Source organism: Paenarthrobacter sp. 4246 (genome assembly GCF_040546855.1).
GTDB lineage: Bacteria > Actinomycetota > Actinomycetes > Actinomycetales > Micrococcaceae > Arthrobacter.
Map to the genome: position 1 here is coordinate 194,543 of NZ_JBEPOP010000003.1, position 25,383 is coordinate 219,925.

At 61.2% G+C, this 25,383-nt stretch carries 23 protein-coding genes; 17 read left to right on the plus strand and 6 right to left on the minus strand.

From position 1 onward, the window contains the following. Nucleotides 1-113: 113 nt before the first annotated feature. The 3 genes from hrcA to ABIE35_RS06275 are packed head-to-tail and all read left to right on the plus strand — an operon-like array spanning nucleotide 114 to nucleotide 3,066. Nucleotides 114-1,121, plus strand: a complete 1,008-nt coding sequence (gene hrcA, locus ABIE35_RS06265; protein ID WP_354513315.1) for a heat-inducible transcriptional repressor HrcA — start codon at nucleotides 114-116, stop codon at nucleotides 1,119-1,121. Between the two features lie 50 nt (nucleotides 1,122-1,171). Beyond that, complete coding sequence (gene dnaJ, locus ABIE35_RS06270; protein ID WP_207593638.1) at nucleotides 1,172-2,299, plus strand: molecular chaperone DnaJ; 1,128 nt, start codon at nucleotides 1,172-1,174, stop codon at nucleotides 2,297-2,299. 2 nt (nucleotides 2,300-2,301) lie between these two features. Next, the gene (locus ABIE35_RS06275; protein WP_354513317.1) at nucleotides 2,302-3,066 is read left to right on the plus strand and encodes a 16S rRNA (uracil(1498)-N(3))-methyltransferase; all 765 of its coding nucleotides are present in this window, start codon (nucleotides 2,302-2,304) and stop codon (nucleotides 3,064-3,066) included. Nucleotides 3,067-3,127: 61 nt separating this feature from the next. On the opposite strand, the gene ABIE35_RS06280 is transcribed toward ABIE35_RS06275, so the two are convergent. After that, nucleotides 3,128-4,000 carry a GerMN domain-containing protein gene (locus tag ABIE35_RS06280; RefSeq protein ID WP_354513319.1) on the minus strand — a complete coding sequence of 291 codons (873 nt, stop codon included), beginning with the start codon at nucleotides 3,998-4,000 and terminating at the stop codon, nucleotides 3,128-3,130. A gap of 425 nt (nucleotides 4,001-4,425) precedes the next feature. On the opposite strand from ABIE35_RS06280, the gene ABIE35_RS06285 reads away from it, so the two are divergent. The 5 genes from ABIE35_RS06285 (at nucleotide 4,426) to ABIE35_RS06305 (ending at nucleotide 9,917) form a co-directional block, all read left to right on the plus strand. Continuing rightward, entirely contained in the window at nucleotides 4,426-5,508 is a 1,083-nt protein-coding gene (locus ABIE35_RS06285; RefSeq protein WP_207593636.1) for a PhoH family protein, read from the plus strand. Next, a complete protein-coding gene (gene ybeY / locus ABIE35_RS06290; RefSeq protein WP_354513321.1) occupies nucleotides 5,505-5,978 on the plus strand; it encodes an rRNA maturation RNase YbeY in 474 nt (157 codons plus the stop codon). The genes ABIE35_RS06285 and ybeY overlap by 4 nt, the downstream gene beginning before the upstream one ends. After that, nucleotides 5,975-7,306, plus strand: a complete 1,332-nt coding sequence (locus ABIE35_RS06295; protein WP_354513323.1) for a hemolysin family protein — start codon at nucleotides 5,975-5,977, stop codon at nucleotides 7,304-7,306. The genes ybeY and ABIE35_RS06295 overlap by 4 nt, the downstream gene beginning before the upstream one ends. Continuing rightward, nucleotides 7,290-8,252: a GTPase Era gene (gene era / locus ABIE35_RS06300; protein ID WP_207593633.1), complete on the plus strand. Its 963-nt coding sequence runs from the start codon at nucleotides 7,290-7,292 to the stop codon at nucleotides 8,250-8,252. Before ABIE35_RS06295 ends, era begins: the two co-directional genes overlap by 17 nt. A gap of 105 nt (nucleotides 8,253-8,357) precedes the next feature. After that, the gene (locus tag ABIE35_RS06305) at nucleotides 8,358-9,917 is read left to right on the plus strand and encodes an LCP family protein (protein WP_354513325.1); all 1,560 of its coding nucleotides are present in this window, start codon (nucleotides 8,358-8,360) and stop codon (nucleotides 9,915-9,917) included. A 95-nt stretch (nucleotides 9,918-10,012) separates the two neighbouring features. Here ABIE35_RS06305 and ABIE35_RS06310 read toward each other — a convergent pair whose 3' ends face one another. After that, the gene (locus ABIE35_RS06310) at nucleotides 10,013-11,965 is read right to left on the minus strand and encodes a M13 family metallopeptidase (RefSeq protein ID WP_354513327.1); all 1,953 of its coding nucleotides are present in this window, start codon (nucleotides 11,963-11,965) and stop codon (nucleotides 10,013-10,015) included. A 249-nt stretch (nucleotides 11,966-12,214) separates the two neighbouring features. Between ABIE35_RS06310 and leuA the strand changes: the two genes are divergently transcribed. The 3 genes from leuA (at nucleotide 12,215) to ABIE35_RS06325 (ending at nucleotide 15,620) form a co-directional block, all read left to right on the plus strand. Beyond that, the gene (gene leuA / locus ABIE35_RS06315) at nucleotides 12,215-13,954 is read left to right on the plus strand and encodes a 2-isopropylmalate synthase (protein ID WP_089595194.1); all 1,740 of its coding nucleotides are present in this window, start codon (nucleotides 12,215-12,217) and stop codon (nucleotides 13,952-13,954) included. 86 nt (nucleotides 13,955-14,040) lie between these two features. Next, entirely contained in the window at nucleotides 14,041-14,793 is a 753-nt protein-coding gene (gene recO / locus ABIE35_RS06320; protein ID WP_354226887.1) for a DNA repair protein RecO, read from the plus strand. 2 nt (nucleotides 14,794-14,795) lie between these two features. After that, nucleotides 14,796-15,620, plus strand: a complete 825-nt coding sequence (locus ABIE35_RS06325; protein WP_354513330.1) for an isoprenyl transferase — start codon at nucleotides 14,796-14,798, stop codon at nucleotides 15,618-15,620. A 15-nt stretch (nucleotides 15,621-15,635) separates the two neighbouring features. On the opposite strand, the gene ABIE35_RS06330 is transcribed toward ABIE35_RS06325, so the two are convergent. Both ABIE35_RS06330 and ABIE35_RS06335 read right to left on the minus strand, forming a co-directional pair. Further along, nucleotides 15,636-16,709 (minus strand): alpha/beta hydrolase, encoded by a 1,074-nt coding sequence (locus ABIE35_RS06330; RefSeq protein ID WP_354513332.1) that lies wholly within the window; start codon nucleotides 16,707-16,709, stop codon nucleotides 15,636-15,638. Beyond that, nucleotides 16,706-17,716 carry an alpha/beta hydrolase gene (locus ABIE35_RS06335; protein WP_354513334.1) on the minus strand — a complete coding sequence of 337 codons (1,011 nt, stop codon included), beginning with the start codon at nucleotides 17,714-17,716 and terminating at the stop codon, nucleotides 16,706-16,708. Before ABIE35_RS06335 ends, ABIE35_RS06330 begins: the two co-directional genes overlap by 4 nt. A gap of 169 nt (nucleotides 17,717-17,885) precedes the next feature. Here ABIE35_RS06335 and ABIE35_RS06340 point away from each other — a divergent pair, with 169 nt between their 5' ends. Beyond that, nucleotides 17,886-18,962, plus strand: a complete 1,077-nt coding sequence (locus ABIE35_RS06340) for a quinone-dependent dihydroorotate dehydrogenase (RefSeq protein ID WP_354513336.1) — start codon at nucleotides 17,886-17,888, stop codon at nucleotides 18,960-18,962. A gap of 88 nt (nucleotides 18,963-19,050) precedes the next feature. Here the strand turns inward: ABIE35_RS06340 and ABIE35_RS06345 are convergent, their stop codons facing one another. After that, nucleotides 19,051-19,644 carry a DUF3043 domain-containing protein gene (locus tag ABIE35_RS06345; protein ID WP_354513832.1) on the minus strand — a complete coding sequence of 198 codons (594 nt, stop codon included), beginning with the start codon at nucleotides 19,642-19,644 and terminating at the stop codon, nucleotides 19,051-19,053. A 115-nt stretch (nucleotides 19,645-19,759) separates the two neighbouring features. Here ABIE35_RS06345 and ABIE35_RS06350 point away from each other — a divergent pair, with 115 nt between their 5' ends. From ABIE35_RS06350 to ABIE35_RS06370, 5 genes are all read left to right on the plus strand, one after another. Then, nucleotides 19,760-21,193: a dipeptidase gene (locus ABIE35_RS06350; protein ID WP_354513338.1), complete on the plus strand. Its 1,434-nt coding sequence runs from the start codon at nucleotides 19,760-19,762 to the stop codon at nucleotides 21,191-21,193. A 176-nt stretch (nucleotides 21,194-21,369) separates the two neighbouring features. Beyond that, complete coding sequence (locus tag ABIE35_RS06355) at nucleotides 21,370-21,759, plus strand: HesB/IscA family protein (protein ID WP_026540757.1); 390 nt, start codon at nucleotides 21,370-21,372, stop codon at nucleotides 21,757-21,759. A gap of 183 nt (nucleotides 21,760-21,942) precedes the next feature. Further along, nucleotides 21,943-22,815, plus strand: coding sequence for an aa3-type cytochrome oxidase subunit II (ctaC, locus tag ABIE35_RS06360; protein WP_354226874.1), 873 nt, complete (start codon nucleotides 21,943-21,945; stop codon nucleotides 22,813-22,815). A 10-nt stretch (nucleotides 22,816-22,825) separates the two neighbouring features. Further along, nucleotides 22,826-24,550 carry an aa3-type cytochrome oxidase subunit I gene (gene ctaD, locus ABIE35_RS06365; RefSeq protein ID WP_089595185.1) on the plus strand — a complete coding sequence of 575 codons (1,725 nt, stop codon included), beginning with the start codon at nucleotides 22,826-22,828 and terminating at the stop codon, nucleotides 24,548-24,550. Next, nucleotides 24,547-24,948, plus strand: a complete 402-nt coding sequence (locus tag ABIE35_RS06370; RefSeq protein ID WP_089595184.1) for a cytochrome c oxidase subunit 4 — start codon at nucleotides 24,547-24,549, stop codon at nucleotides 24,946-24,948. The genes ctaD and ABIE35_RS06370 overlap by 4 nt, the downstream gene beginning before the upstream one ends. A 71-nt stretch (nucleotides 24,949-25,019) precedes the next feature. Here the strand turns inward: ABIE35_RS06370 and ABIE35_RS06375 are convergent, their stop codons facing one another. After that, on the minus strand, nucleotides 25,020-25,313 hold the full coding sequence (locus ABIE35_RS06375; RefSeq protein WP_354513834.1) for an HPr family phosphocarrier protein: 294 nt from the start codon (nucleotides 25,311-25,313) through the stop codon (nucleotides 25,020-25,022). Between the last annotated feature and the right edge of the window lie 70 nt (nucleotides 25,314-25,383).

Sequence of the window (25,383 nt, forward strand, 5' to 3'; positions counted from 1 at the left end):
AAGTTCAATGCTAGCAACGGGTTGGCTCATACTAGACTGGTTAGCACTTGGGCATGTTGAGTGCTAAGCGGACCCGGTCCCGGAGACCACGGCAGTCGTCAGGAGGTGGAGCAATGAGTGAGCCACGCAAGTTGGAAGTGCTGCGTGCCATCGTTGAAGATTACGTGCATTCACGCGAGCCTGTCGGTTCGAAGGCCCTTGTTGAACGGCACCATCTCGGTGTTTCAAGCGCCACCATCCGTAACGACATGGCCGTTCTGGAAGAGGAAGGCCTCATTGCAGCGCCCCACACCAGTGCCGGCCGCATTCCCACCGACAAGGGCTACCGCCTGTTCGTCGACCGCATCTCCCAGGTCAAGCCCCTTTCGGCCGCCGAGCGGCGGGCCATCCATTCGTTGCTTGAAGGCCCTGATGAGGTAGACGACATTCTGGAGCGCACCGTAAGGCTCCTGTCGCAACTGACCAACCAGGTCGCCGTCGTGCAGTATCCGCACTCCAACCGCGCCCTGGTACGGCATGTTGAGTTCGTCCTGTTGGCGCCTCAACAGGTGTTGGTGGTGCTGATTGCCGATACCGGCAGCGTCGGCCAGAAGGTCATCGACGCTGGTTCGAACGTGGGCGACGACGCTTTGATGCAATTGAGGTCCCGGTTCCTGAGCAGCATCGCAGGGACGCAACTGGCCCTGTTGCCGCAGGTGCTTCCGTCGGTGATTGCCCTGTGTCCGCCGGAGCTTCGGGGACTGGCCCAAACCTTGGCCAACGGACTGCAGGCCTTGAGCGACAACAGCCGCGAAGAACGCATCCTGATGGCGGGTACTGCCAACCTCGCCAGATCCAACGTGGACTTCCCCTTGAGCATCGGTCCGGTGCTGGAAGCCCTTGAGGAACAAGTTGTCATGCTCCGGTTGTTGTCAGACATGGGGGACGACCCCCGAGGCGTCACCGTGAGCATCGGCCGGGAAAATCCCTATGACGGATTGGCCGAAGCTTCCGTCGTAGCCACCGGCTACGGCTCCGGCGCCAAGGTAGGGATCCTGGGGCCAACCCGCATGGATTATCCAACTACCATGGCCGCCGTCCGGGCCGTGGCCCGTTACCTTTCACGCATTCTCGGCGGCTGAACGCCGGCCCGAAGAAACATCCGCAGTACAACAAGGAAGAGATACCGACTTTGAGCAGCCACTATGACGTTTTGGGAGTCTCGCCGGAAGCCACCGGGGAAGAGATCAAAAAGGCGTACCGCAAGTTGGCGCGGAAACTCCACCCGGACGTAAACCCAGGGGAGGACGTCGCGGAGCAGTTTAAAGCCGTGACCCATGCTTATGAGGTGCTGTCCGATCCCCAGAAGCGCCGCGTCTACGATGCCACCGGCAACGAGAATGGAACGGACAACGGGTTTGGCGGTGGATATTCCGGCCAGGGCTTTGCGTTCCAGGACATCTTCGACACCTTCTTTGGTGGTGGGGGTGGTCATGGCGGCCCGGCCTCCCGTGTCCGACGCGGCCAGGACGCGCTCATCAGTGTCCGCATTGACCTGAAGGACGCCGTTTTCGGTGTCAACAAGAAGCTCGAAGTGGATACCGCCGTGACCTGCCCCACCTGTGACGGCAGCTGCTGCCGCCCGGGCACCCACCCGGAACGTTGTGACATCTGTGGCGGCAGCGGCCAGGTCCAGCGCGCTGTACGGTCCATTCTTGGCCAAGTCATGACCGCTGCCCCTTGCGGTTCCTGTGAGGGCTTCGGCACGGTCATCAAGGACCCCTGCAATGAGTGCAACGGCCAAGGCCGCATCCGCAGCCGCCGTTCCCTGACCATCAAGGTTCCTGCCGGTGTTGCCACCGGTACGCGCATCCAGTTGTCCGGTCAGGGCGAAGCAGGCCCAGCAGGAGGCCCGTCCGGCGACCTCTACGTGGAGATCCGTGTCAACAACGATTCCATGTTCATGCGCGAAGGCGACGACCTCCACGCCACCCTCAGCGTGCCCATGACAGCCGCGGCGCTGGGTACGGAGCTGCAGCTGGATACTTTCGACGGCGCACAGGACATTGATGTGAAGGCCGGAACCCAGTCAGGCGAGATCATCACCCTTCGGGGGCTGGGCGTCACGCACCTGCGTGGTTATGGCCGTGGGGACCTCAAGGTACACCTCCACGTTGAAACGCCAAGCAAGCTGGATCCTGCGCAGGAGGAATTGCTGCAGCAGCTCGCCAAGCTTCGCGGGGAGCAGTTCACCGAAGGAAAGCTCGTGGCCAGCGGCGGAATGTTCGCCAAGCTTCGGGACAAGCTCGGTAACCTGTAGCGGTGAGCAACCCCGTTTTCTTCACCTCGACCGGCAGCCTTAGCGATGTCAGCCCCGGCGCCAGGTTCGTGCTGGAAGGTTCAGAAGCGCGGCACGCGGTTACGGTCAAGCGGCTTGAGGTGGGAGAGCCCGTTGACATAGCCGATGGTGCCGGCGCGCGGTTGACTGGCACGGTCGCAGAAGCCGGGCCCGCCAGCCTCACCGTCATCGCCTCCGACGTGGTCTTGGAAGAGCAGCCGGACGTCCGGCTGGTGCTGGTCCAGGCCTTGGCTAAAGGTGATCGCGACGAACTTGCCATCGAGACGGCCACGGAACTCGGAATCGACGCTGTGCTTCCGTGGCAGTCGGAGCGTTCGATTGTCCGCTGGAAGGGCGATCGCGCCGCAAAGGCCCATGCGAAGTGGGAGTCAGTGGTTACCGCTGCCGCCAAGCAGGCCCGGCGGGCATGGATCCCCGAGGTGCGGACTATGGTGGACACCGGGTCCCTCGCGAAAGCCGTTGCCCAGGCTGACCTTGCCATCATCCTGCATGAAGACGCCAAGTATCCTTTGCGGACCGTCCTTGAAGAGGTGGCGGCAACCAATTCCACCGCACCCCGCGAGGTGCTGCTGATTGTGGGGCCCGAGGGCGGGATCTCCCCCCGCGAGGTAACGCGGCTCAGTGATGCCGGCGCCGTGACGGCACTTTTGGGGCATCATGTCTTGAGGTCGTCGACGGCGGGACCGGCCGCCGTCGTTCTTGCGAGCGACATCCTGGGCCGCTGGTAGCGGTGTAGCCTGGCGGCCTTAGTCCGCAACCGGCCCGGGGCAGCTACTCGACCGTGAACCGCTACCCGACCCTGAACAGCCGCGTGTCGGTGCTCGTCGCGATGGTATTTCCGGCGCTGTCCACCTGGGAGACACGTACCTCGTACTGGCCGGCTTTCAACGTAGCGCCAAAAGTGAACAACCCATACTGCCCGGGTTCGCCGGTGGCTTGCGTTTGGCCGGTGAGAAGGCTGGTCTTTTCGCCCTTGCCGTTGTCCTGCAGTACCTGCCAGGCGATGGGCTTGGAGCTGTCCGTGCTCCGCCCGTTGAACTTGACCAGTCCTGTGGGCAGGGTGGTCTCTTCCTGCGGATCGATGATCCAGAGCGGGGCAACCAAGGAGGCGTCGCGCGTCATCGGCTCACCCAGCTGCACTTGTCCGAACGCCATGTAGTCCTTATGGCCATCAACCAGGATGACCACTTGAATCTGCTGCCCTGAATTGATGAGCCCTGAAGACGAGGCTGCGGCCGTCGCCGTGTAGACGAGTTGCTGCACTGCCCGCTGCGCCATGCCGGCGTCCAGGTTTGAGTTGAAAGCATCGCGGGAAATATCGACTGTAATGACGTTTTTGCCCGAAATGGACGTGGCCAGGTTGGCGGGTTCCTGCCAGGGCGTGAAGAAGTCATGATCCAACGGCTTTTCCGCCATCATGATTCTCAGGGCGGTGGTCACGGGATTTCCGTCGCCGGAGATGTCTCTGAATTCGCGGTAGAGGTAGATCTCTTCCTTGCTCCGCCCAATCCAGTAGACCGGGATCTTGGTGGAGGCCTGGGTGGTTTCCAGCGGGGCGTTGCTGGCCGGGGCTTCCTGGACGGTCAGAGGCGGCGGGGTGGAGGCAGCCTGGGTGCCGCCGCCGTTGGCGATGCAACCGGTCAGGAGGAGGACAGCGAGCATCGCCGGCACGGCAACAGCGGACTTGGTCCGCTTGTTCGCGCCATGATCGTTGCTGGCTGTTTTCCTGATGGGTTTCCTGTCCTGCCCTGCATGGTTCGGCAGCCATTCGTCGGCTGGGGTGCGGGGTTATGTTTTCACCCGCTATGCCAGCTTGGCACATCGTCGACGGCGGTCGGCCGGGTTTCCGGAGGAGGCCGCCAACTGAAACATGATTGATACCGGCTTGATGCCGAGTTGAGACAAAACGTCCGCATCAGCCCCGGGGTGCCGAATGAGGCTTCCGGGGGAGGTTCATCGCGGGCCGGGCTGGCGTAGGATTGGAGACATTCCGGCATCAACGCGGGCAGTGAAAGCCCGCAGCGAATGTCGAATCGATGGCGTTATTGCAGACCAACCGGAGGAGAAAAGGCCTGAGGGCCAGCACTATGAGTGAATCTTTGAACGGGCGGCTCAGGACCGGAAACGGCAACCAGCCGCCTAACGAGTTCCCGCACACTTTACCGGGCACGCGCACGGAAGTCGTCACCTTCGACAATTCCGACCAGATGGTTCACTCGCTGGGCAGCCATGACGAAGCCCTAAGGTACATCGAGGAACAATTCCAGGATGTCAGCTTCCATGTCCGCGGCAACGAGCTCTCCATGACCGGCCCCTCCACCGTCATTCCCCGCGTCATGCGCCTCCTGGAGGAAGTCCGTGGGCTTGTGGCGAAAGGGACTGTGGTGAGCCCGGACATCCTTCAGCAGCTGGTGTCCCTGCTGAGGGCCCAGTCGGTACAGAACCCGGCTGATGTGCTGACCCACAACATCCTTTCCAGCCGCGGCAAGACCATCCGCCCAAAGACACTGAACCAGAAGAACTACGTGGATGCCATCGACGCAAACACGGTGATTTTCGGTATCGGACCAGCTGGTACGGGAAAGACATACCTGGCCATGGCCAAGGCCGTGCAGGCACTGCAGATGAAGGAAGTCAGCAGAATAATCCTGACGCGGCCTGCAGTGGAGGCCGGGGAGCGGCTCGGTTTCCTGCCCGGTACATTGAGCGACAAGATCGATCCGTACCTTCGCCCGCTGTATGACGCCCTTCACGACATGATGGATCCGGAATCCATCCCACGGCTGATGGCTGCAGGCACCATTGAGGTGGCACCGTTGGCATACATGCGCGGACGTACGCTCAATGACGCCTTCATCATCCTCGATGAAGCGCAGAACACCACACCGGAACAGATGAAGATGTTCCTGACCCGCCTCGGCTTCGGTTCAAAAATGGTGGTCACCGGCGACGTCACCCAGATCGACCTTCCGCTGGGCGCAACGTCAGGCCTTCGGATCGTCCGGGAGATCCTGACCGGCATAAACGACGTCAATTTCTCCATTCTTGAGGCGGCCGACGTCGTTAGGCATCGCCTGGTGGCCGACATCGTATCCGCCTACAGCACCTGGGATGACGCGCACCGCAAGGACGCGTCAGGCACACATTACAAACGTGGAGAACGTCAATGAGTATTGAAGTCAACAATGAGTCCGGCGTGACGGTGGACGAAGCCCAGCTGGTGACGTTGTCCCGCTTCATTTTCGAAAGGCTCTACATCCATCCGCAGGCGGAGCTTTCCATTCTCCTGGTGGATGAAGCCGCCATGGAGAAGCTCCATATCGAACTGATGGATGAGCCGGGGGCCACTGACGTCCTGTCTGTGCCCATGGACGAGCTCACTCCAGGCACCCCTGATAAGCCAACCCCGCAGGGAATGCTGGGCGACATCGCAATCTGCCCCCAGGTGGCCGAAGTGCAGGCCCGCAACGCCGGTCACCCCACCCAGGATGAGATGCTGCTCCTGACAACCCATGGCATCCTCCACCTTCTGGGATTCGACCACGCCGATCCCGAGGAAAAAGAAGAGATGTTCGGTTTGCAGCGCGAACTGCTGTCTGAATTCCTGGGCAAGGATGCCCCCATGGAGACCATGCAGTGACCTGGATCATCCTGGTTGGCATGGCGCTGGTTTTCCTCAGCTTTGTCGCCTTATTGACGGCTGCTGAGGCCGCGTTCAATTTCCTGCCCCGGCATGAGGCCGAACAATCAATTGTCCGCAGCAAGGGCAAGGCCCTGAGCGGGATCCTCAAAGCTCCCATTGCCCACATGCGAGCCCTGCGTTTCTGGCGTGTGTGGTTCGAGATGGCCGCTGCGGTGGCTGTGGCGGTAGTGCTGCACAGTTTGCTCGACAATGTCTGGCTTGCCGGGCTTGCTGCTACAGGCATCATGGCCGTCATCGGTTTCGTGCTGGTGGGGGTGTCGCCGAGGCAGCTCGGGAGGGCGCATTCCGGCCCCGTTGTTCGCTTCACGGCTCCGCTGATCCGCTTCCTCTGCTGGATTCTCGGCCCCATTCCCGGGTGGCTCGTGGCCCTGGGCCAGGCCGTGGCTCCTGGCGCCCCCAGCGGTGATGACGCGTTCGTCAGCGAAGAAGAGTTCCGCGAATTCGTGGACCGCGCCGCCGAATCGGACATGATCGAGGACAACGAGGCTGAACTCATCCATTCGGTCTTCGACTTCGGCGACACGTTGGTCCGTTCGGTCATGGTTCCCCGCACAGACATTGTCAGCATCGGCACCGGATCGGACCTAGAGACAGCCATGGGCCTCTTCTTGCGCTCAGGCTATTCCAGGATTCCGGTCATCGGTGAGAATACTGACCAGATCCGTGGAATCCTCTATTTGAAGGACGTCGCCGCGGCCATGCATCGAGGCGAACCCGGACTGCAGGCACACGACGTCGACTCCCTGGCCCGGGATGTCCGCTACGTTCCTGAATCCAAGCTCGTGAGTGACCTTCTCAGGGAACTGCAGCAGGAATCCACCCACGTGGCGATCGTGATCGATGAGTACGGCGGTACCGCCGGACTAGTGACACTTGAGGATCTCATCGAGGAAATCGTGGGCGAAATCGTGGATGAATACGATGCCGCCGCAGAAGAAGCAGTGGACCTCGGCGACGGTACGTTCCGGGTCAGCGCCCGCATGAGTATCGACGACCTCGGTGAACTGTTCGACATTGACCTCGAGGACGACGAAGTGGACACCGTAGGCGGCCTCCTCGCCAAGGCCTTGGGGCAGGTCCCGATTGTCGGCAGCTCAGTTGATGTGGATGGAATATCACTCAGGGCGGATAGGCTTGAGGGTCGCCGAAACAGGGTCAGCCACATCATTGCGGCAGCCATGCCAAAGGAAGACACTGACTTTGAAGACCTACTCGATGACGCCGACTCAACGCAACAGGGAGTTCCACGTGAGCAAGCAAAATAAGAAATTCGATGCCGATAATGACTTCGGTGGCTTCCACGCAGGCTTCTCTGTGCTGGTGGGCCGGCCCAACGCCGGCAAATCGACACTGACCAATGCCTTGGTTGGCCAGAAGGTGGCCATCACCTCGGCAAAGCCGCAGACCACGCGGCACACCATCCGCGGTATTGTCCACCGCGAGGATGCGCAGCTGATCCTGGTAGACACCCCTGGCCTGCACAGGCCGCGCACGCTGCTGGGTAAGCGGCTCAATGATCTCGTGGCCGACACCTTGGCCGAAGTGGATGCCATTGGATTCTGTCTGCCGGCGAACGAGAAGATCGGCCCCGGCGACAAGTACATCGCAGCTCAGCTGGCGGCCGTGGGGAGGAAGCCGATCGTTGCCCTCGTCACCAAAACCGATCTTGTTGACCGCCAGGCCTTGACCGAACAATTGCTCGCTGTTGCTGCTTTGGGACGGGATGTCCTGGGAGAGCAAGGTTGGGCCGACATCGTTCCCGTCTCGGCGGCCGACGGGTTCCAGGTCTCCACTGTCGCGGATGTATTGATCAGCCACATGCCGTCTTCGCCTCCGCTGTACCCCGACGGTGAACTGACGGACGAGCCCGAGGCCGTCATGATTGCGGAACTTATTCGAGAGGCTGCCCTGGAAGGTGTCCGCGACGAACTTCCCCACTCGCTGGCCGTGGTGGTGGAAGAAATCGTTCCCCGTGAAGGTCGAACCGAGGACAACCCGCTCCTGGACGTTCGGGTCAACCTTTATGTCGAGCGACCCTCACAGAAGGCCATCATCATCGGCAAGGGTGGAAGCCGGCTGCGTGAAGTCGGTACCAACGCACGCAAGGGCATTGAGACCCTTCTGGGCACCCGAATCTATCTGGATCTGCATGTTAAGGTGGCCAAGGACTGGCAGCGGGATCCCAAGCAACTGGTCAAACTAGGGTTCTAGCGGGCAAGACACGTCCCGGCATCGTAGAGGCTCGATAAGGAACTTCCCAGAATCGGCAACTATGATGGCGGGAATCCACGTGTTTGAGGAAAGGTAAACCGAATAGTGCGACGTCGTGACGCCCGCCCGCAGGGCACCGGCACCGCTGACCCCGTTGCGGCCCGCCACGGTGAGGATGCCGAGGGCACTCCCCGCCATATGAAGGCGCGCAAAGGGCTTCCGCTGTGGTTGAAGATAGTCACCGGCGTGGTCTCCGTTGCCCTGGTAGCAGGCGTGGCCTTTGCTGCGTTTTGGTTCATCCGGCTGCAGAGCAACATCACCAAGGCTCCGTTGAGTGCAGGGGAGACCCGTGACAGCGGTGAAACCCTGGCCAATGACAAATCGGACCGCCTGCAAATCCTTATTCTTGGTTCTGACACTCGTGACGGGAAAAACTCAGAGTATGGAAGCACGGAAGACTCCACCGGCTACGGTCATTCAGACGTCATGATGTTGCTGGATATCTCAGCAGACAACAAGCGCGTCAGCGTCATGAGCTTCCCTCGTGACCTGCTGGTGGACGTGCCGCAATGCACTGATCGGACCAACAACCAGACGTTCCCCGCCCGCAGCGGTGTGATGATCAACGAGGCCATGGCTGAGGCGGGTATCGGCTGCGCTGTTGACACAGTGAACAAGTTGACCGGCTTGGAAATCGACCACTTCATGATGGCGGACTTCAACGCCGTCAAGGAGTTGTCCCACGCCATTGGCGGCGTGAACGTCTGTGTCAGCGATCCCGTCTTTGACCCGGACTCCCGCCTGCGCCTGCCCAAGGGTGATTCCCTGGTCGAAGGCGAACAAGCTTTGGCCTTCCTGCGGACCCGCCATGCTTTCGGCGATGGAGGCGACCTCGGTCGCATCAAGGGACAGCAGGCTTTCCTCTCTTCCTTGACCAGGAAGCTCAAAGACGAAGGAACGTTGGGTAACCCGCAGAGGCTCCTGCAGATCGCCGACGTCGTCACCCAGAACCTCACCGTCGATGAGGGCCTGGCATCCGTTCCATCGCTGTTGACCATCGGTGGGCGATTGAAGGACATTGATGTTTCCAAGGTTGCGTTCGTGGCCGTCCCAACCCAGGCAGCAGCTGTTGATCCGAACAGGCTGGAGCTTGTGGAACCGCAATCATCCCAACTCTTTTCAGCTTTGCGTGCCGACCTTGACCTGACCACACCCGGCGCCACGTCGTCGCCCGCTGCCACGGAAACTCCAGCACCCCAGCCCACAGCATCGACTCCCGCGGTCCCCGCCTATGACAAAGCGATCCAGCCGGTGGCGGTGGCCAACGGCAGCGGAGTAGCCGTGCGTGCCCAGGAGATCATGTCGGTTCTGACAAGCGGTGGCTTCACCCAGGCCGTTTCCTACTTGGCGAATCCTGTCGACCAGACCGTGATTTACTACGGGGCCGGATTCGCCGACGTCGCTGCAGACGTGGCTGCGCTCTACGGTATTCCGGCGGCCCAAGTGCAGGGGGCTCCCGGCGTGGCGGGGGTTCAGCTCTATGTTGGTACTGACTTCGGCACCGGCACTACCTACGGAGCAACCTCTGTGCCATCGGATGTCGTCAACCAGACCGCCAGCGATGCCGTCTGCCAACAAGTGAACCCGCTGTACATAGACCAATAGTCAGTACATCGACCAGTAGCGGGCTGCGGGGCAGCCATGCACAGAAGAGGCCGGGCCAGTTCTTCACGAACTGACCCGGCCTCGTCTTTCCGGTTCTACCAGATGCTGACGCGGTCTCCGGATTCCAACCACATGCCATCTGTTGCGACGACACCAAATGCTTCATGGAACGCATCGAGGTTACGGGCGATGGCGTTGGTGCGGAACTCGTTGGGGGAGTGCGGATCGGTGGCCAGCCTTCGGATCGCCTCTTCACGGCGGATCACCTGGCGCCAGCCTGCTGCCCACGACATAAAGAAGCGTTGCTGGCCAGTGAAGCCGTCGATCTCCTCAGGCTCTTTGCCGTCCAGACTGAGGAGGTAGGCCTTGTAGGCAATGGTCAGGCCGCCGAGGTCGCCGATGTTCTCGCCGAGGGTGAGCTTTCCGTTGACCTTGTGCTCTGGCGCAGCGTAGGGGGAGAGGGCGTCATATTGTGCCACCAATTTGGCCGTGAGAGCTTCGAACGCGGCCCGGTCCTCTTCAGTCCACCAGTTGCGCAGTGCCCCGCTTCCGTCGAACTGCGATCCTTGGTCGTCGAAGCCGTGACCGATCTCGTGGCCAATGACGGCACCGATTCCGCCATAATTCACAGCGTCATCAGCATCTGCAGTGAAGAACGGCGGCTGGAGAATTGCGGCCGGGAAGACGATCTCATTCAGCATGGGGTGGTAGTAGGCATTGACCGTCTGCGGTGTCATCAGCCACTTGTTGAGGTCAACGGGCTTTCCGATTTCGTCCAGGTGACGGTCGACGTCAGCGTCATGTGCGCGCTCCACGTTTCCCAACAGGTCCGAGGGATCGATGACCAGGGCGGAGTAGTCGATCCATTTCTCCGGGAAGCCAATCTTCGGGCGGAAGGCCTCCAGCTTCTTGAGGGCCTCCTTCTTGGTTTCCTCACCCATCCATGCCAGGGAGGAGATGCTGTCACGGTAAGCCTCGATCAGATTGGCAACAAGCGTCTCCATCCTTGCTTTGTGGCCGGCGGGAAAGTGCCGCTCCACATATATCTGCCCGACGGCTTCGCCAAGCGCAGCTTCGACAACGGCAACTCCACGCTTCCAGCGTTCCTTGTTCTGGGGCGTGCCGCTGAGTGTGGTGCCATAGAACTCGAAGTTGGTGTTCACGAATTCGGACGAGAGGTATGGGGCAGCCGAACTCAGCACCCTCAGCGTCAGCCATTCCTTCCACGTTTCCAAGGGCTCGGACTCCAGCAAGCCTGCTGCGCCGGCGAAGAAGTCCGGGGTGCTGACAACGATCTCGTTTCGCTTGGCTGCGTCGACACGGGCGGCCTGGAACCATGTCTCCAGCAGGGGGAACAGCTCCGATGCTTCTTCTGCCGTCTTGAGGTTGTAGGTTTTCTGGGGATTCCGCAGCGTGACGTTGTCCCAATGGTGTGCAGCCAAGGCAGTCTCGAGGGCAACGATGCGCGCTGACGCTGCTTCGGCGTCCTGGATGCCGGCGAGGGCGAGCATCTTGGCAACGTACTCGCTGTAAGCCGTCACGATTCCGGCGAACTTTTCTTCCCGGTAGTAGGACTCGTCCGGTAGTCCAAGTCCGCCCTGCCCGATGTACAGGAGGATGCGCTCGGGGTTGCCGGCATCAGGGGCCGGGTAGATGGAGAAGAGCCCGGAGACGTCTGACCGGAACAGGCGGCCGATCAGGGCAGCCAGCTGCTGGGTTGATCCCACCGAGTGGACTTTCTCGAGCCGGCTACGGATGGGGTCCGCGCCTTTGGCCTCTGCTGCTGCCTCGTCCATGAAGCTCGCGTAGAGTCCACCCACCTGCTGCTCGACGCCAGTTGCCGACTCGCCTTTGCCTGCAGCTTCTTCGATGATCGCCTTGACGGCCAACTCGGCTCCGTCCCGCAAAGCGGTGAACGTGCCTTCCAGCGGCCTGTCATCTGGGATGGTTGTGCTGTTGAGCCACGCGCCGTTGACGTGTTGGTAGAGGTCGTCCTGGGGCCGGACGCTGTGATCGATGTTCGAAAGAGTGATCCCCGACTGTGGCACTGTGGCTCCTTGTGTGGACGCAGCAGCCGGCGTTGCCACCGTCGCTGCGTCTGCATAGTGGACGTTGCATGAGGTGTTGCACTGTCATCATACGCATCGTGTTACTGTGATTTTGTGCGTACGGCGATGCTTCTTCTTAGCTGCCGCGGCGAGGCCTGAAAGCTATCTGAAGCTGGGCCATCCTCGCCGCGGAGTTCCGTTGTGTCCGGCTAAGCTTTCATTTAGTTCTTAGAGAAAAGGCCACACGTCATGCGTAATGCACAAAAGCCCTCCGGTATGCCGATTCACCGCTACCTGCCGTTCCAGGACCAGATCACCGTAGAGGTTCCTGACCGCACGTGGCCGGACAAGGTCATCACCAAGGCCCCGCGTTGGTGCGCGGTCGACCTGCGCGATGGCAACCAAGCCCTGATCGACCCCATGAGCCCGGCACGCAAGCTGAAGATGTTCCAGCTGCTCGTGAAGATGGGGTACAAGGAAATCGAAGTGGGATTCCCTTCGGCGTCGCAGACCGACTTCGACTTCGTCCGCCAGCTCATTGAGGGTGGCCACATCCCTGATGACGTCAGCATCCAGGTCCTGACCCAGGCACGTGAGCACCTGATCGAGAGGACCTACGAGTCCCTGGTGGGTGCCAAGCAGGCGATCGTCCACCTGTATAACTCCACCTCTGTGCTGCAGAGGCGTGTTGTCTTCAACCAGGATGAAGACGGAATCCTGGATATAGCGTTGCAGGGTGCCCGCTTGTGCAAGAAGTACGAAGAGACACTCGAAGATACACACATCACGTACGAGTACTCGCCGGAGTCCTTCACGGGAACCGAGCTCGAGTACGCTGCCCGCGTTTGCAACGCCATTGCCGACGTCTTCGAGGCATCTGCCGATAACCAGGTCATCATCAACCTGCCGGCCACTGTGGAGATGGCAACCCCGAACGTGTATGCCGACTCCATCGAGTGGATGCACCGTAACCTGCACCCCCGTGAGGGCATCATCATTTCCCTGCACCCACACAACGACCGCGGTACAGGCGTGGCAGCTGCGGAACTCGGCTATCTGGCCGGTGCTGATCGGATTGAAGGCTGCCTGTTCGGCAACGGTGAGCGCACCGGCAACGTGGACCTCGTAACGCTGGGGTTGAACATGTTCGTTCAGGGAGTGGACCCCATGATCGACTTCTCCGACATCGATGAAGTACGCCGCACGGTGGAGTATTGCAACCAGTTGCCGGTACCGGAGCGTTCGCCGTACGGTGGCGACCTCGTTTTCACGGCGTTTTCCGGTTCGCACCAGGACGCCATCAAGAAGGGTTTCGAAGCCCTGGAGAAGGATGCTGCTGCGGCCGGCACCTCAGTGGACGACTTCACCTGGCAGGTTCCATACCTGCCCGTCGATCCAAAGGACCTCGGCCGCAGCTATGAAGCCGTAATCCGGGTCAACTCGCAATCAGGCAAGGGTGGGGTTGCCTACCTGCTGAAGAACGAGCACAATTTGGACCTGCCGCGCCGGGCGCAGATTGAGTTTTCCGGAGTTATCCAGCGTCGCACCGATGCTGTGGGCGGCGAGGTCAGCGGTGCACAGCTGTGGCAGGTCTTCCAGGACGAGTATCTGCCGTCCGATGAAGAGCAGGCACAGTGGGGTCGCTACGCCCTGGGCAGTGTAAGCACGGAGACCGACGAGTCCGGCGCCATGACCATGAACGCCAACCTGCGGATCGACGGCGTGGAGGTTCGGCGAACCGGGCACGGCAACGGTCCGATCGCTGCTCTGTTGGACATCCTGCACCACGACGGCGTTGACGTCCGTGTGCTTGACTACAGCGAACATGCCCTGTCCGAGGGCGGCAGCGCCAGCGCTGCAGCCTACGTTGAATGTGCCGTCGGCGAGCGGGTCCTGTGGGGCGTGGGCATTGACCCCAGCACCACAACGTCATCCCTCAAGGCCCTGATTTCGGCCGTGAACCGTGCCGTGCGGGACGCCCGGGCCTAAGGTATCCATCGTGTGGTGACGGGAAATACCGTCACCACACGGTCCGGCGGTCGCCGTGCGGTCCAGTCATAGTGCGAAGATTAGTTGTGGCCAATCCGTCGTTTGCAGCACGGTCCTACAGGGACGATGCCGTGGTGCTCCGCACCCACAAGCTGGGCGAAGCGGATCGCATCATCACTCTCTTGACCAAGCATCATGGCCAAGTTCGCGCCGTCGCCAAAGGTGTGCGCAGGACCAGCAGCCGTTTCGGCGCTCGTCTGGAGCCATTCATGGTGGCGGATTTGCAGCTTGTCTCCGGACGGACGCTGGACATTGTGACGCAGGCTGTGGCCAAGGGCGCCTATGGAAGCAGTATCGCCGCAGACTATGGCAGGTTTACCGTGGCTGCCGCCATGACGGAGACCGCCGAAAAACTCACGGATGCCGATACCGAGTCGGGGACCGCCCAATACAACCTGTTGGTGGGGGCCTTGGCGGCCTTAAGCCGTTCAGACCATCCACCCGAACTTATCCTGGACTCCTATTTGCTGCGGGCTTTGGCCACGGGAGGTTGGGCGCCGAGTTTCACCGATTGCGCCCGGTGTGGCCGCCCGGGGCCCCACACGGCCTTTGCCGCTCCCGTTGGCGGCATGGTGTGCAGCGACTGCCGCCCTCCCGGTTCACCGGCTCCGGCCGCAGAGACAGTGGTGTTGCTCGGTGCATTGCTGACAGGCAACTGGGGCGTGGCGGATGCGTCGGACCCGCGGCATCGGCGTGAAGCCGCAGGACTGGTTGCCACGTATCTGCAATGGCATTTGGAACGGGCGCTGAAATCACTCAAACACGTGGAGCGAAGCTGACAGTGGCACTTGGTAAGAAGAGCAAGACAACAATGGCCAGGACGGCACCGGTCATAGCGCCGTACGGGCACCCCTCCGGCGCAGTGCCGCCTGGTATTCCCAGTGAACTCATACCGCAGCACGTGGCAATCGTCATGGACGGCAACGGGCGTTGGGCAAACCAGCGTGGACTTCCCCGCATTGAGGGTCACAAGGCCGGTGAGCCTGCCTTGCTGGATGTGATGGCAGGGGCGATCGAACTGGGAATCAAGTACGTCAGCGTGTACGCCTTTTCAACGGAGAACTGGCGGCGATCGCCCGAAGAAATCCGCTTCCTTATGGGATTTAACAAGGATGTACTACGACGCCAGCGGAACCAGCTTGACGAGTGGGGCGTCCGCATCCGATGGGCAGGAAGGCGCCCGAGGCTTTGGGGCTCTGTCATTAAGGAACTTGAAGAAGCCGAGGAATACACGAAGGCCAACGACACGTGCACGTTGACCATGTGTGTTAACTACGGCGGCCGCGCCGAGATCGCCGACGCAGTCTCTGCCATTGCCCACGATGTCGCAGAAGGGCGTTTGAAGCCCGGATCGGTGTCCGAAAAGACCATCCAGAAATACCTGGACGAGCCCGACCTCCCGGATGTGGACCTTTTTCTTCGTAGTTCGGGGGAGCAGCGGCTCTCCAATTTCCTGCTGTGGCAGTCTGCATATGCGGAGTTCGTCTTCATGGACACGCTCTGGCCTGATGTCGACAGACGGACGCTGTGGGACGCCGTCGAGATTTATGCCAAGCGCGACAGGCGCTACGGAGGAGCCGTGGACGCGGCGCCCGCCGGAAAATAGCACACCCCGGCTACATTAGTAGGGGTACGCGGCGAGCCATACAGCCACATCGCGGTATGCCTGCTGACGGACGGTGCGCCGTGAGAGAAAAACGTCATGAAGGGCACCTGGGTACCGGAAGACGGCGGTGCGGCGGGCAAGTCCGAGGGCCCTCCGCGAGGTTTCCTCTACGTCGATGACCGCATCGGCCCGCATCAGGTCAGCTGTCCACTCCGCTTGGATCCTTGTCCTTCCGGAGAGCAGGACCAGGACGGGTGCATCGATGGTGAGCTTTCGTTCCACTGCAGCGTGCCCAGCCAGAACGGCTTTGGTCCACCCTGCGCGGATAGGAAACGAGGTCCGCGGACGCCACAGGGGATCCAGTATCCACTCACCATGTGCTTCATTGCTGACGCTCTCCCAGTAGGCGGGCATCTCAGGAAAGCGGAAGGGGCGCTTGGGGTCCGTACGCGCAAAGGGTTCCACCAGGTGCATGGCGATGCTGCGGACCAGGCTGCTGCCCTGAAGCTCCAGCCAAGGGGAGTTCAGGATCAAGGTGCCCAACCGGCCCGGGTTGCGATCGGCCCAGAGGGCCCCGATCAAGCCTCCCAAGGAATGGGCCAGCATGTGGATGGTTGGCGCGGTGGTGTCTCCAGTCCGTGCAGCTACGTCCCGTTCAATCTCCACCAGCGCTGCTGCCAGGTCCTCGTCGTAGGCGTTAAGGTCGGTAATGTAGCCGGGCGTCTGTCCAGGCAGCAGGCTGCGGCCGAATTTCCGGAGGTCCACTGCGTAGAAGTGAAAACCCGACGCTGTGAGGTACTCAGCCAATTCGGTTTGCAGGAAGTAGTCGGCCCATCCATGCAGGTAGAGAACAACCCTTGGCGCCCCACCTGGATCGGCCGGGGCTGCCCGGCGGCTTCTCTTGGTGAAGGACGACAGGAAGTCAAGGATGCCGTTCTGGGTGGCTTGCGGCGCAGGTGGAGCGTACCGGATGAGAGTGGCATGGACAGGACCTTCCTCGTCAGGCTTGAGCGGCAGGTCCATGCATTCGTAGCCATGGCCCAGGAAGTCGCGTCGCCACCTGGTTGTAGACGCCTCTGTGGTGTTCATTGGTCCCCCTCCTGCCGCTCTGCCGGCACATCGTTCTGCATGAACCCCCTGATCCACCGCGCAAGCCGCGCATAGGCATCTTTCCGCACTGCAGGTGCGGACAGGAAGACGTCGTGGAGGCCGCCGTCGATGCGTTCCAGAGTGACGCTCCGGCCCAGTGCCATGGCTCTGAGCGCAATAACTCCAACATCCAGCACGGCATCCGAACGGCGCATTGACTCCTGCCACACCATGCCATTGGCGCTGGCCGAAGACGTCAGCACGAGGACAGGCATATCAAGGTTCAACCCCCGGGCAACCTGGGAATGCCCGGCAAATACGGCGCTGAGCCACCCGGCCCGGACCGGGAAGGCCAGCGGTGGACGATAATTTTCGTCCAGCGCCCATTCACCCTCCGCGGTACTGCTGATGCTGCGGAAGTAGAAACCGCGCTCCGGCAGCTTCAGGACGGTTTCAGGCCTGAACTTTGCGATGGGAGCCACCATGGCATGCGCAGCCCGCCGTACCAATGAACTGCCGTGCATTTCCAACCACGGGCTGTCGAGAATCAGGAATTGGATTGATTCCGGGTGGCGGCTCGCCCACAATGCGGCCACCAACCCGCCGGTCGAGTGGCCCATCAGAGTCACGCTGCCCTCCGGTGACGAGGCTGTGTGATCCCGGATGATACCTAGTGCCTGGTCAATCTCGGCGTCGTAGTCCATCAGGTTTGCCACGTAGCCACCCGGCATGTCCGTCTTCAGGCTTCGCCCGTGGTTGTGCATATCCAGGGCGTAGAAATCGTAGCCCTGCCCGGCCCAGAACCTGGCAAGTTCGGTATTGAAGAAGTAGTCGCTCCACCCGTGCAGAAACAGGACAGCGCCGTAGCGCCTCGGAGCACCCCCGGTATCGCTTTGCTCTGCCTGATGGCGGATCAGGGTGGCGTGGCGGGTCACGCCGTCAGGTCCTGTGGCATCAACGCCACAGGATTGGAAGTCTGTACCCAGGATGTCAGCCGTCCACTCCATGGCTTTAGCTTAGACACTGGCGGCGGCGTCCCGCCCGGCGGCCGGTGAGCAAAGAAAATCGAATGACTTCCATGATCTGCGTCACTGTGCGTCCGGGGGATGCGTACATGCCAGCGGCATCAGCGGTCACGGGTTTGGCGAGTCGTCCGTAAACCGGAAAACTAGGACCATGCGTGTTTACCCCACATTCTTCAAGCTGGCCTTCTCCTGGATGGATGCCGAAAAGGCACACAAGATCGGCTTCCAGGGGATCCGGGCGGCACATCGTTCGGGCGCCGGCCGGATCCTGGCCCGGCTGACAGCCCCTGACGCTTCGCTCCGGACTGAAGCGTTGGGCCTGACCTTCCCATCGCCGTTCGGCCTGGCGGCAGGCTTCGACAAGGAAGGCCACGGCATAGAAGCCCTGGCCGAACTCGGTTTTGGCCATGTGGAGGTGGGTACCATCACCGGCCAGGCGCAGCCAGGTAATGAGAAGCCCCGGTTGTTCCGCCTGATTGAGGACCGTGCGGTGGTTAACCGGATGGGATTCAACAACGACGGCGCAGCCGCCGTTGCGCCACGGCTCAAATCTGCGCGGGCTGCTCTGCAAAGGAAGCACCCGGACGTCCGACCCGTCATCGGCGTCAACATCGGCAAGACCAAAGTGGTTGAACTCGAGGATGCCACTGAGGATTACCTCGTTAGTGCACGCAGCCTGGCCCCTGCGGCAGACTACCTGGTGGTCAATGTCAGCTCTCCCAACACGCCGGGCCTTCGTTTGTTGCAGAACGTGGAAACCCTGAGGCCGCTGTTGCGGGCAGTAGGCGACGCCGCCGATGAAGCCGCCGGACGGCATATTCCGCTGCTGGTCAAGATTGCGCCTGACCTGTCCAACGACGACATCGACGACGTCGCCCGGCTGGCGCTGGACCTGAAGCTGGACGGCATCATCGCCACCAACACCACCATTTCCCGGGAGGGGCTCGTTTCGGACGCCACCAAGGTGGAGTCGTTGGGTGCCGGTGGTTTGTCGGGAGCACCCCTCAAGCCGCGGTCGCTTGAAGTACTGCGGAGGCTTAAGGACGCCGTGGGTGACCAGCTCGTGCTCATCGCGGTCGGAGGAGTGGAGACTGCCTCGGACGTTCAAGAGCGACTGGAAGCCGGCGCAACACTGGTCCAGGGCTATACAGCGTTCCTCTACGAGGGTCCCTTCTGGGCTTCCAGTATCAACAGGGGGCTCGTGAAGATCCGTAAGAAGGCGCGTTAGGCCCCGCCGTCCTGTCTACCAGGCGCCTACAAGGAAGACCCCGGACCAATGGTCCGGGGTCTTCCTGTTGGCGAAGGGGCGGGGGCGCTTAGGCCGGGTACTGTCCGCGCTTTACCTGCGGCTTGGGCAGGCGGAGCTTACGGAACTGAAGAGCGCGCATGCAGCCGTACCAGATCGAGCCGCGTTCCACTTCGCCGAATTTCTCGGTGAGGCGCTTCCTGAGCTTGCGGGACAGGATAAAGACATCCACGAAAACCGCAAGGAACATGACCCAGAATCCAATGAGGACGTAGCTGATGCCGGCGCTGGTGGGCGGAATGATCAGGGAGATCACCACGAACAGCAAGGCGCCGAACATGAGGTATTCGCCCAAGCTGAACCGTGCGTCCACGTAGTCACGCGTGTAGCGCTTCTGTGGACCCTTGTCGCGAAGGGGCAGGAATCTTTCGTCACCTGTATCCAACGCCTGCCGCATTTTCTGCCGCTGATCCTGGATGGCGACCCGTTCCGCAGCCTTGGAGGCTTTGCGGTCATTGGGAACCAGTGGGCGCTTGCGGGCTGCTTCCTGGTCTTTCCGCTTGGGAGTGGGGGTGCCCTTTCCGGCACCGGGCTCCGTGGCGGTGGCGTAGGCCTGGTCTACTACTGATTGAGCGCTGGGCTCTTCCTTTTTGCGTCCGAACACCCCTACAGAATACCCCTCGCGGAGGTGGCGCAGGTTACGTGGACCGGCGCCTGGGGCCGACGACGGGTGGCCGCGCCTGCTGTGGACGCCCAAATCCCGGCGGTAAAGTGTGGCCATGACTTCAGCACATGCGGAGATCCCGCAGAACAAGCAAGGACACGCCGGCACTACTCCAGTGGAGGAACTGTCCGGAGCAGTCAACGATTCCTTCGACACCACCCTGGCCTCCCTCAAGGAACTCGTCAGCATTCCGGGCATTGCGTGGGCAAGTTTCGACCCCAACGAACTGGACCGCAGCGCCGATGCAGTCGCTGCCTTGGTCAAGGCCGCGGGCATGGAAGACGTCCGGATATTGCGGTGCGACAAAGCCGACGGTACCCCCGGTGGCCCTGCCGTCGTCGCGCGCCGTCCTGCCGCGGACGGCAAGCCGACCATCCTGCTCTACGCCCACCACGATGTTCAGCCGCCGGGGGACCGGAGCCTCTGGAACTCCGAGCCCTTTGTGGCTGAGGAGCGCGAGGGCCGCCTGTACGGCCGCGGTGCGGCCGACGATAAAGCAGGAATCATGGCGCACCTGGCCGCCTACAGCGCCGTGACCCAGGTTCTGGGTGACGAGTTCGGACTCGGCGTGACTTTCTTCTTCGAAGGGGAGGAAGAGGCAGGCTCGCCCACGTTCCGGACTTTCCTGGAGGAACACCAGGAGCTCCTGCGGGCTGACGTCATTGTTGTAGCTGATTCCAGCAACTGGAAAGTCGGCGTTCCGGCCCTGACCACCAGCCTTCGGGGACTCGTGGACGGGACCTTCGAGGTACGTGTCCTTGACCATGCAGTCCACTCAGGCATGTTTGGCGGTCCTGTGCTGGATGCCCCCACCCTCCTTTCACGGCTCATCGCCACCCTGCACGACGACGACGGCAACGTCGCGGTTGCGGGCCTGGTGGCCCGCGACGACGTGGCCGTGGACCTTGCCGAAGAGGACTACCGCACTGATGCTTCAGTGCTCGACGGCGTGAAGCTCGCCGGCAGCGGGACCATCGCCTCCCGACTCTGGACCAAGCCCGCGCTGTCCATCATCGGTATGGATGTCCCATCCGTCGATATTGCCTCCAACACGCTGATTCCGGCCGCTCGGGCCAAGTTCAGCATGCGGTTGGCCCCAGGCCAGGACCCCGGGTCCGCGATGGATGCCCTAAAGGCCCACGTCGAATCCCATGCACCCTTTGGCGCCAAAGTGACGTTTACGCCGGGGGAGCGCGGCAACGCCTTTTCCACCGATACATCCTCAGCAGCTGCAAGGGTAGCCCTTTGGGCGCTGGGCGAATCGTGGGGTGTGCAACCCGTTGAAATGGGAATTGGCGGTTCCATTCCCTTCATTGCGGACCTCATGGATGTGTATCCGGACGTGCAAATCCTTGTGACGGGAGTGGAAGACCCTGATTCCCGTGCTCACAGTGCCAACGAATCCCTGCACATCGGCGACTTCCGGCATGCCGTGCTGGCTGAGGCCCTGATGCTCACCAAACTGAATGCTGAAGGACTCAAGGGCTAGTGACAGTGAAGTCCTTGGCGGCGCGCCGGGAACAACCAAATGCTGTCTGTGGTTACGTCAGGAGTTATAGCTAAGCGTCTGCGCGACGTAGCATTAGGTATAACCCGTAGGTAATTTGGGTAAGGGCAGGCAGCGTTCCGGCGCCGCCGCCAGGAGCTTCATAAGAAGGTAGGCCAATGAGCACTGCAACCAACGAAAACAGCACCGGAGAACAGCTCGTCGCCAACGACGAGCTGGCCACGCACGAGGTCAATCTGACCGACGTCGCCGCAGGCAAGGTCCGCAGCCTTCTGGAACAGGAAGGGCGCACCGACCTTCGGCTGCGCGTTGCAGTCCAGCCTGGAGGTTGCTCCGGACTGATCTACCAGCTCTACTTCGACGAGCGACTGCTTGATGGGGATGCTGTACGGGACTACGACGGCGTTGAAGTCGTCGTCGACAAGATGAGCGTTCCGTACCTCAGCGGTGCCAGCATCGACTTCGAGGACACCATTTCGAAGCAGGGCTTCACCATCGACAACCCGAATGCCGGCGGGTCTTGCGCCTGCGGCGATTCGTTCCACTGATGTGAGCCATCGCCGCATGTCGGCGCCACTTCGGGTGGGTTTAAAACCATTCGGAGCCACGGCGCTGACATGTGCGCGAAAACCGCTTGATAGCGGTAAGCTCTACATCGGGTAGTAAAACTTTTAGTGTGCCCGGTGAGCCTTCGGCCTGCCGGGAGACAGCAACAAGAGGAAGGGCCGTCTGTGAGTTCGCAGAACCGAACCGGCAGCCGACGCAAAAAGATCACATCGATCACTGGCTTGGCACTAGCCGGCGCGTTGGTTTTGACCGGATGTTCACCAGAGGTAGAGAAGGGTTGGCTGCCTACAGAGCGCGGCACGACCAACCACACTGACCGGATCATGGACCTCTGGGTCAACTCATGGATCGCCGCCTTGGCAGTCGGTATCATCACGTGGGGCCTGCTGGTCTGGTGCATCATCGCTTACCGTCGCCGCAAGGGCACCACGGGATTCCCCAAGCAGCTCAGCTACAACCTGCCGCTTGAGGTTTTCTACTTGACCATTCCGCTCTTCATGGTGCTGGTGTTCTTCTACTTCACCGACCAGGACCAGCGTGCGATCGATGACCGCTCGCAGCCGGCCGACGTCGTTGTTGACGTCCGCGGCAAGCAGTGGGCCTGGGACTTCAACTACAAAAAGGGTGAGGTCATCAATGAAGACCTCCACGAAGCCGGCGTTCAGGCCCACCTGACCGGCAATGAGGTCAACAAGGAGCTGCTCCCCACCCTGTACTTGCCGGTTGGCAAGTCCGTGGACCTGGAGCTGAACTCCCGCGACGTCATCCACTCATTCTGGGTTCCCGCCTTCCTCCAGAAGCGCGACATGATCCCCGGCAAGACGAACTACATCAGGTTCACCCCCACAAAGGAGGGCACCTTCGATGGTAAGTGTGCCGAACTCTGCGGTGAATACCACTCCGAAATGCTCTTCCGCGTCAAGGTTGTCTCCGAGTCTGAGTTCCAGGCCCACATGGACAAGCTTCGCCAGGAAGGCAACACGGGCCTCCTCGGTGCGGAATACGACCGCAACCCGAACCTGAACGAAACCAAGTAAGGGGAGCGACGTGGCTACGTACACTCAATCCGCACCGGGGGTCCTAGAAGCCCCCGTAGTTCCTAAGTCCAAGGGGCGCATCGTCGTCAACTGGATTACCTCCACCGACCACAAGACCATCGGGTACATGTACTTGATCGCGTCCTTCGTGTTCTTCTGCCTCGGTGGCGTCATGGCGTTGCTGATCCGCGCTGAACTGTTCGAACCCGGTATGCAGATCCTGCAGACCAAAGAGCAGTACAACCAGATGTTCACGATGCACGGCACCGTGATGCTCCTGATGTTTGCAACGCCGCTGTTTGCCGGCTTCGCGAACGTCATCATGCCGTTGCAGATCGGTGCCCCCGATGTCGCGTTCCCGCGTCTGAATGCCCTGGCTTTCTGGTTCTTCCTCTTCGGTTCGACCATCGCCGTCTCCGGCTTCATCACTCCCCAGGGAGCTGCTTCCTTCGGCTGGTTCGCTTATGCGCCGCTGTCGAATACCACCTTCAGCCCCGGTGTGGGTGGGGACCTCTGGGTCTTCGGCCTGGCCCTTTCCGGGTTCGGAACCATCCTTGGTGCCGTCAACTTCATCACCACCATCATCTGCATGCGTGCACCGGGCATGACCATGTGGCGTATGCCGATCTTCACCTGGAACACGCTGGTCACGGCAATCCTGGTCCTGATGGCCTTCCCGCCGCTGGCAGCTGCCTTGTTCGCCCTTGGCGCCGACCGACGCTTTGGTGCCCACATCTTCGACCCCGAGAACGGCGGTGCGGTCCTGTGGCAGCACCTGTTCTGGTTCTTCGGGCACCCCGAGGTGTACATCATCGCGCTGCCGTTCTTCGGCATCGTTTCGGAGATCTTCCCGGTCTTCAGCCGCAAGCCGATCTTCGGCTACAAGGGTCTTGTCTACGCAACCATCGCCATTGCGGCGCTGTCCGTCACAGTGTGGGCACACCACATGTACGTGACTGGTTCGGTGCTGCTGCCGTTCTTCGCCTTCATGACCATGTTGATCGCAGTGCCCACCGGCGTGAAGTTCTTCAACTGGATCGGTACTTTGTGGCAAGGCTCCATTACGTTTGAAACGCCCATGCTTTGGAGCATCGGCTTCCTGGTGACCTTCCTCTTCGGTGGTCTCACCGGCATCATCCTGGCCTCGCCGCCGCTTGACTTCCACGTTTCCGACTCCTACTTCGTGGTGGCTCACTTCCACTATGTGGTGTTCGGTACAGTCGTGTTCGCCATGTTCGCTGGGTTCTACTTCTGGTGGCCCAAGTGGACAGGCAAGATGCTCAACGAGCGCCTTGGCAAGATTCACTTCTGGCTCCTGTTCCTCGGCTTCCACGGCACCTTCCTGATCCAGCACTGGTTGGGTGTTGAGGGTATGCCGCGTCGTTACGCCGACTACATGCCGCAGGATAACTTCACGTGGATGAACCAGTTCTCCACCATCTCCTCCTTCGTCCTGGGCGCTTCGCTCCTGCCGTTCTTCTGGAACGTCTACATCACGTGGCGCAGCAACAAGAAGGTAGAAGTGGATGACCCGTGGGGCTTCGGCGCTTCGCTGGAGTGGGCAACGTCCTGCCCGCCGCCGCGTCACAACTTCACTTCCTTGCCGCGTATCCGTTCGGAGCGCCCGGCGCTGGACCTGCACCACCCTGAGTTGGCACAGGTCCACACTGCCGAGGCCCCGTCGCCTGCAGCAGCTGTTTTGGGTAATGCCGACCAGAAGGACGTCAGTAAGTGAAAATCGAATCGTGGCTCTTTGGAGCCGGAGTCTTCTTCTTCGTCCCCGTGGCCATTGCCTACGGATTCCTGACTGAATGGTCCGAGTGGGTTGGTGTCCTAGGCATCCTCCTTGTCGGTGGCCTGGCGGGCATGATCGGTGCATATCTTGGTTTCACCGGTAAGCGGATTGGTCTTCGTCCCGAGGACCGTCCAGACGCCGAGATCCACGAAGGCGCCGGCGAGCAGGGGCACTTCAGCCCTTGGAGCTGGTGGCCGCTGGTTCTGGGTCTCGCTTGTGCAGGTGGATTCCTTGGCCTGGCCATTGGCTTCTGGGTGACATACGTCGCCGGCGGCCTCGCCCTCGTGGCACTGGTTGGCTGGGTCTTTGAATACAGCCGCGGCGACCACGCGCACTAACAGCTAGTTCCGAGCACACAAAGCGGGCCCCACCGGAAGGTGGGGCCCGCTCGTTTTTCCTGAGTAAGGGCTCAGCGCGCCACTGTGGCCCCAAGGACGGCCGAAAGAGCGACCAAGGCACTCTCAACTTCGGGAACGGTGTGTCCGCTCATCAGCGCGTCTGGAGCCACTTCCAGAAGTACTTCGCAGCCGTGTCCGAAGTCCTCCGTCATCACTTCCAGCAGTGAGCGTGCATCAACAGGTTGACCGTCCTGCTTGCGTATGGTCACCGGCAGGCCAGTGTCAGTGACGGCACGGACGAACACAGCTGCCGCACGTGCGTGCAACCCGATTTCCGCGGCAACAATAGCTTTCTGCTCCGGCAACCCAGCTCCCTTGGTAGTCGACGGATCATCCGTCGGAAAATTGTCCATACAAGCGTAGCTCCCTGGGCCC

Excerpts from the sequence above, each read along its gene's own strand:
- hrcA (WP_354513315.1), top strand. The coding sequence starts at position 114 with ATGAGTGAGCCACGCAAGTTGGAAGTGCTGCGTGCCATCGTTGAAGAT.
- ABIE35_RS06280 (WP_354513319.1), bottom strand. The coding sequence starts at position 4,000 with ATGCTCGCTGTCCTCCTCCTGACCGGTTGCATCGCCAACGGCGGCGGC.
- ABIE35_RS06285 (WP_207593636.1), top strand. The coding sequence starts at position 4,426 with ATGAGTGAATCTTTGAACGGGCGGCTCAGGACCGGAAACGGCAACCAG.
- ybeY (WP_354513321.1), top strand. The coding sequence starts at position 5,505 with ATGAGTATTGAAGTCAACAATGAGTCCGGCGTGACGGTGGACGAAGCC.
- leuA (WP_089595194.1), top strand. The coding sequence starts at position 12,215 with ATGCGTAATGCACAAAAGCCCTCCGGTATGCCGATTCACCGCTACCTG.
- ABIE35_RS06330 (WP_354513332.1), bottom strand. The coding sequence starts at position 16,709 with ATGAACACCACAGAGGCGTCTACAACCAGGTGGCGACGCGACTTCCTG.
- ABIE35_RS06335 (WP_354513334.1), bottom strand. The coding sequence starts at position 17,716 with ATGGAGTGGACGGCTGACATCCTGGGTACAGACTTCCAATCCTGTGGC.
- ABIE35_RS06340 (WP_354513336.1), top strand. The coding sequence starts at position 17,886 with ATGCGTGTTTACCCCACATTCTTCAAGCTGGCCTTCTCCTGGATGGAT.
- ABIE35_RS06350 (WP_354513338.1), top strand. The coding sequence starts at position 19,760 with ATGACTTCAGCACATGCGGAGATCCCGCAGAACAAGCAAGGACACGCC.
- ABIE35_RS06355 (WP_026540757.1), top strand. The coding sequence starts at position 21,370 with ATGAGCACTGCAACCAACGAAAACAGCACCGGAGAACAGCTCGTCGCC.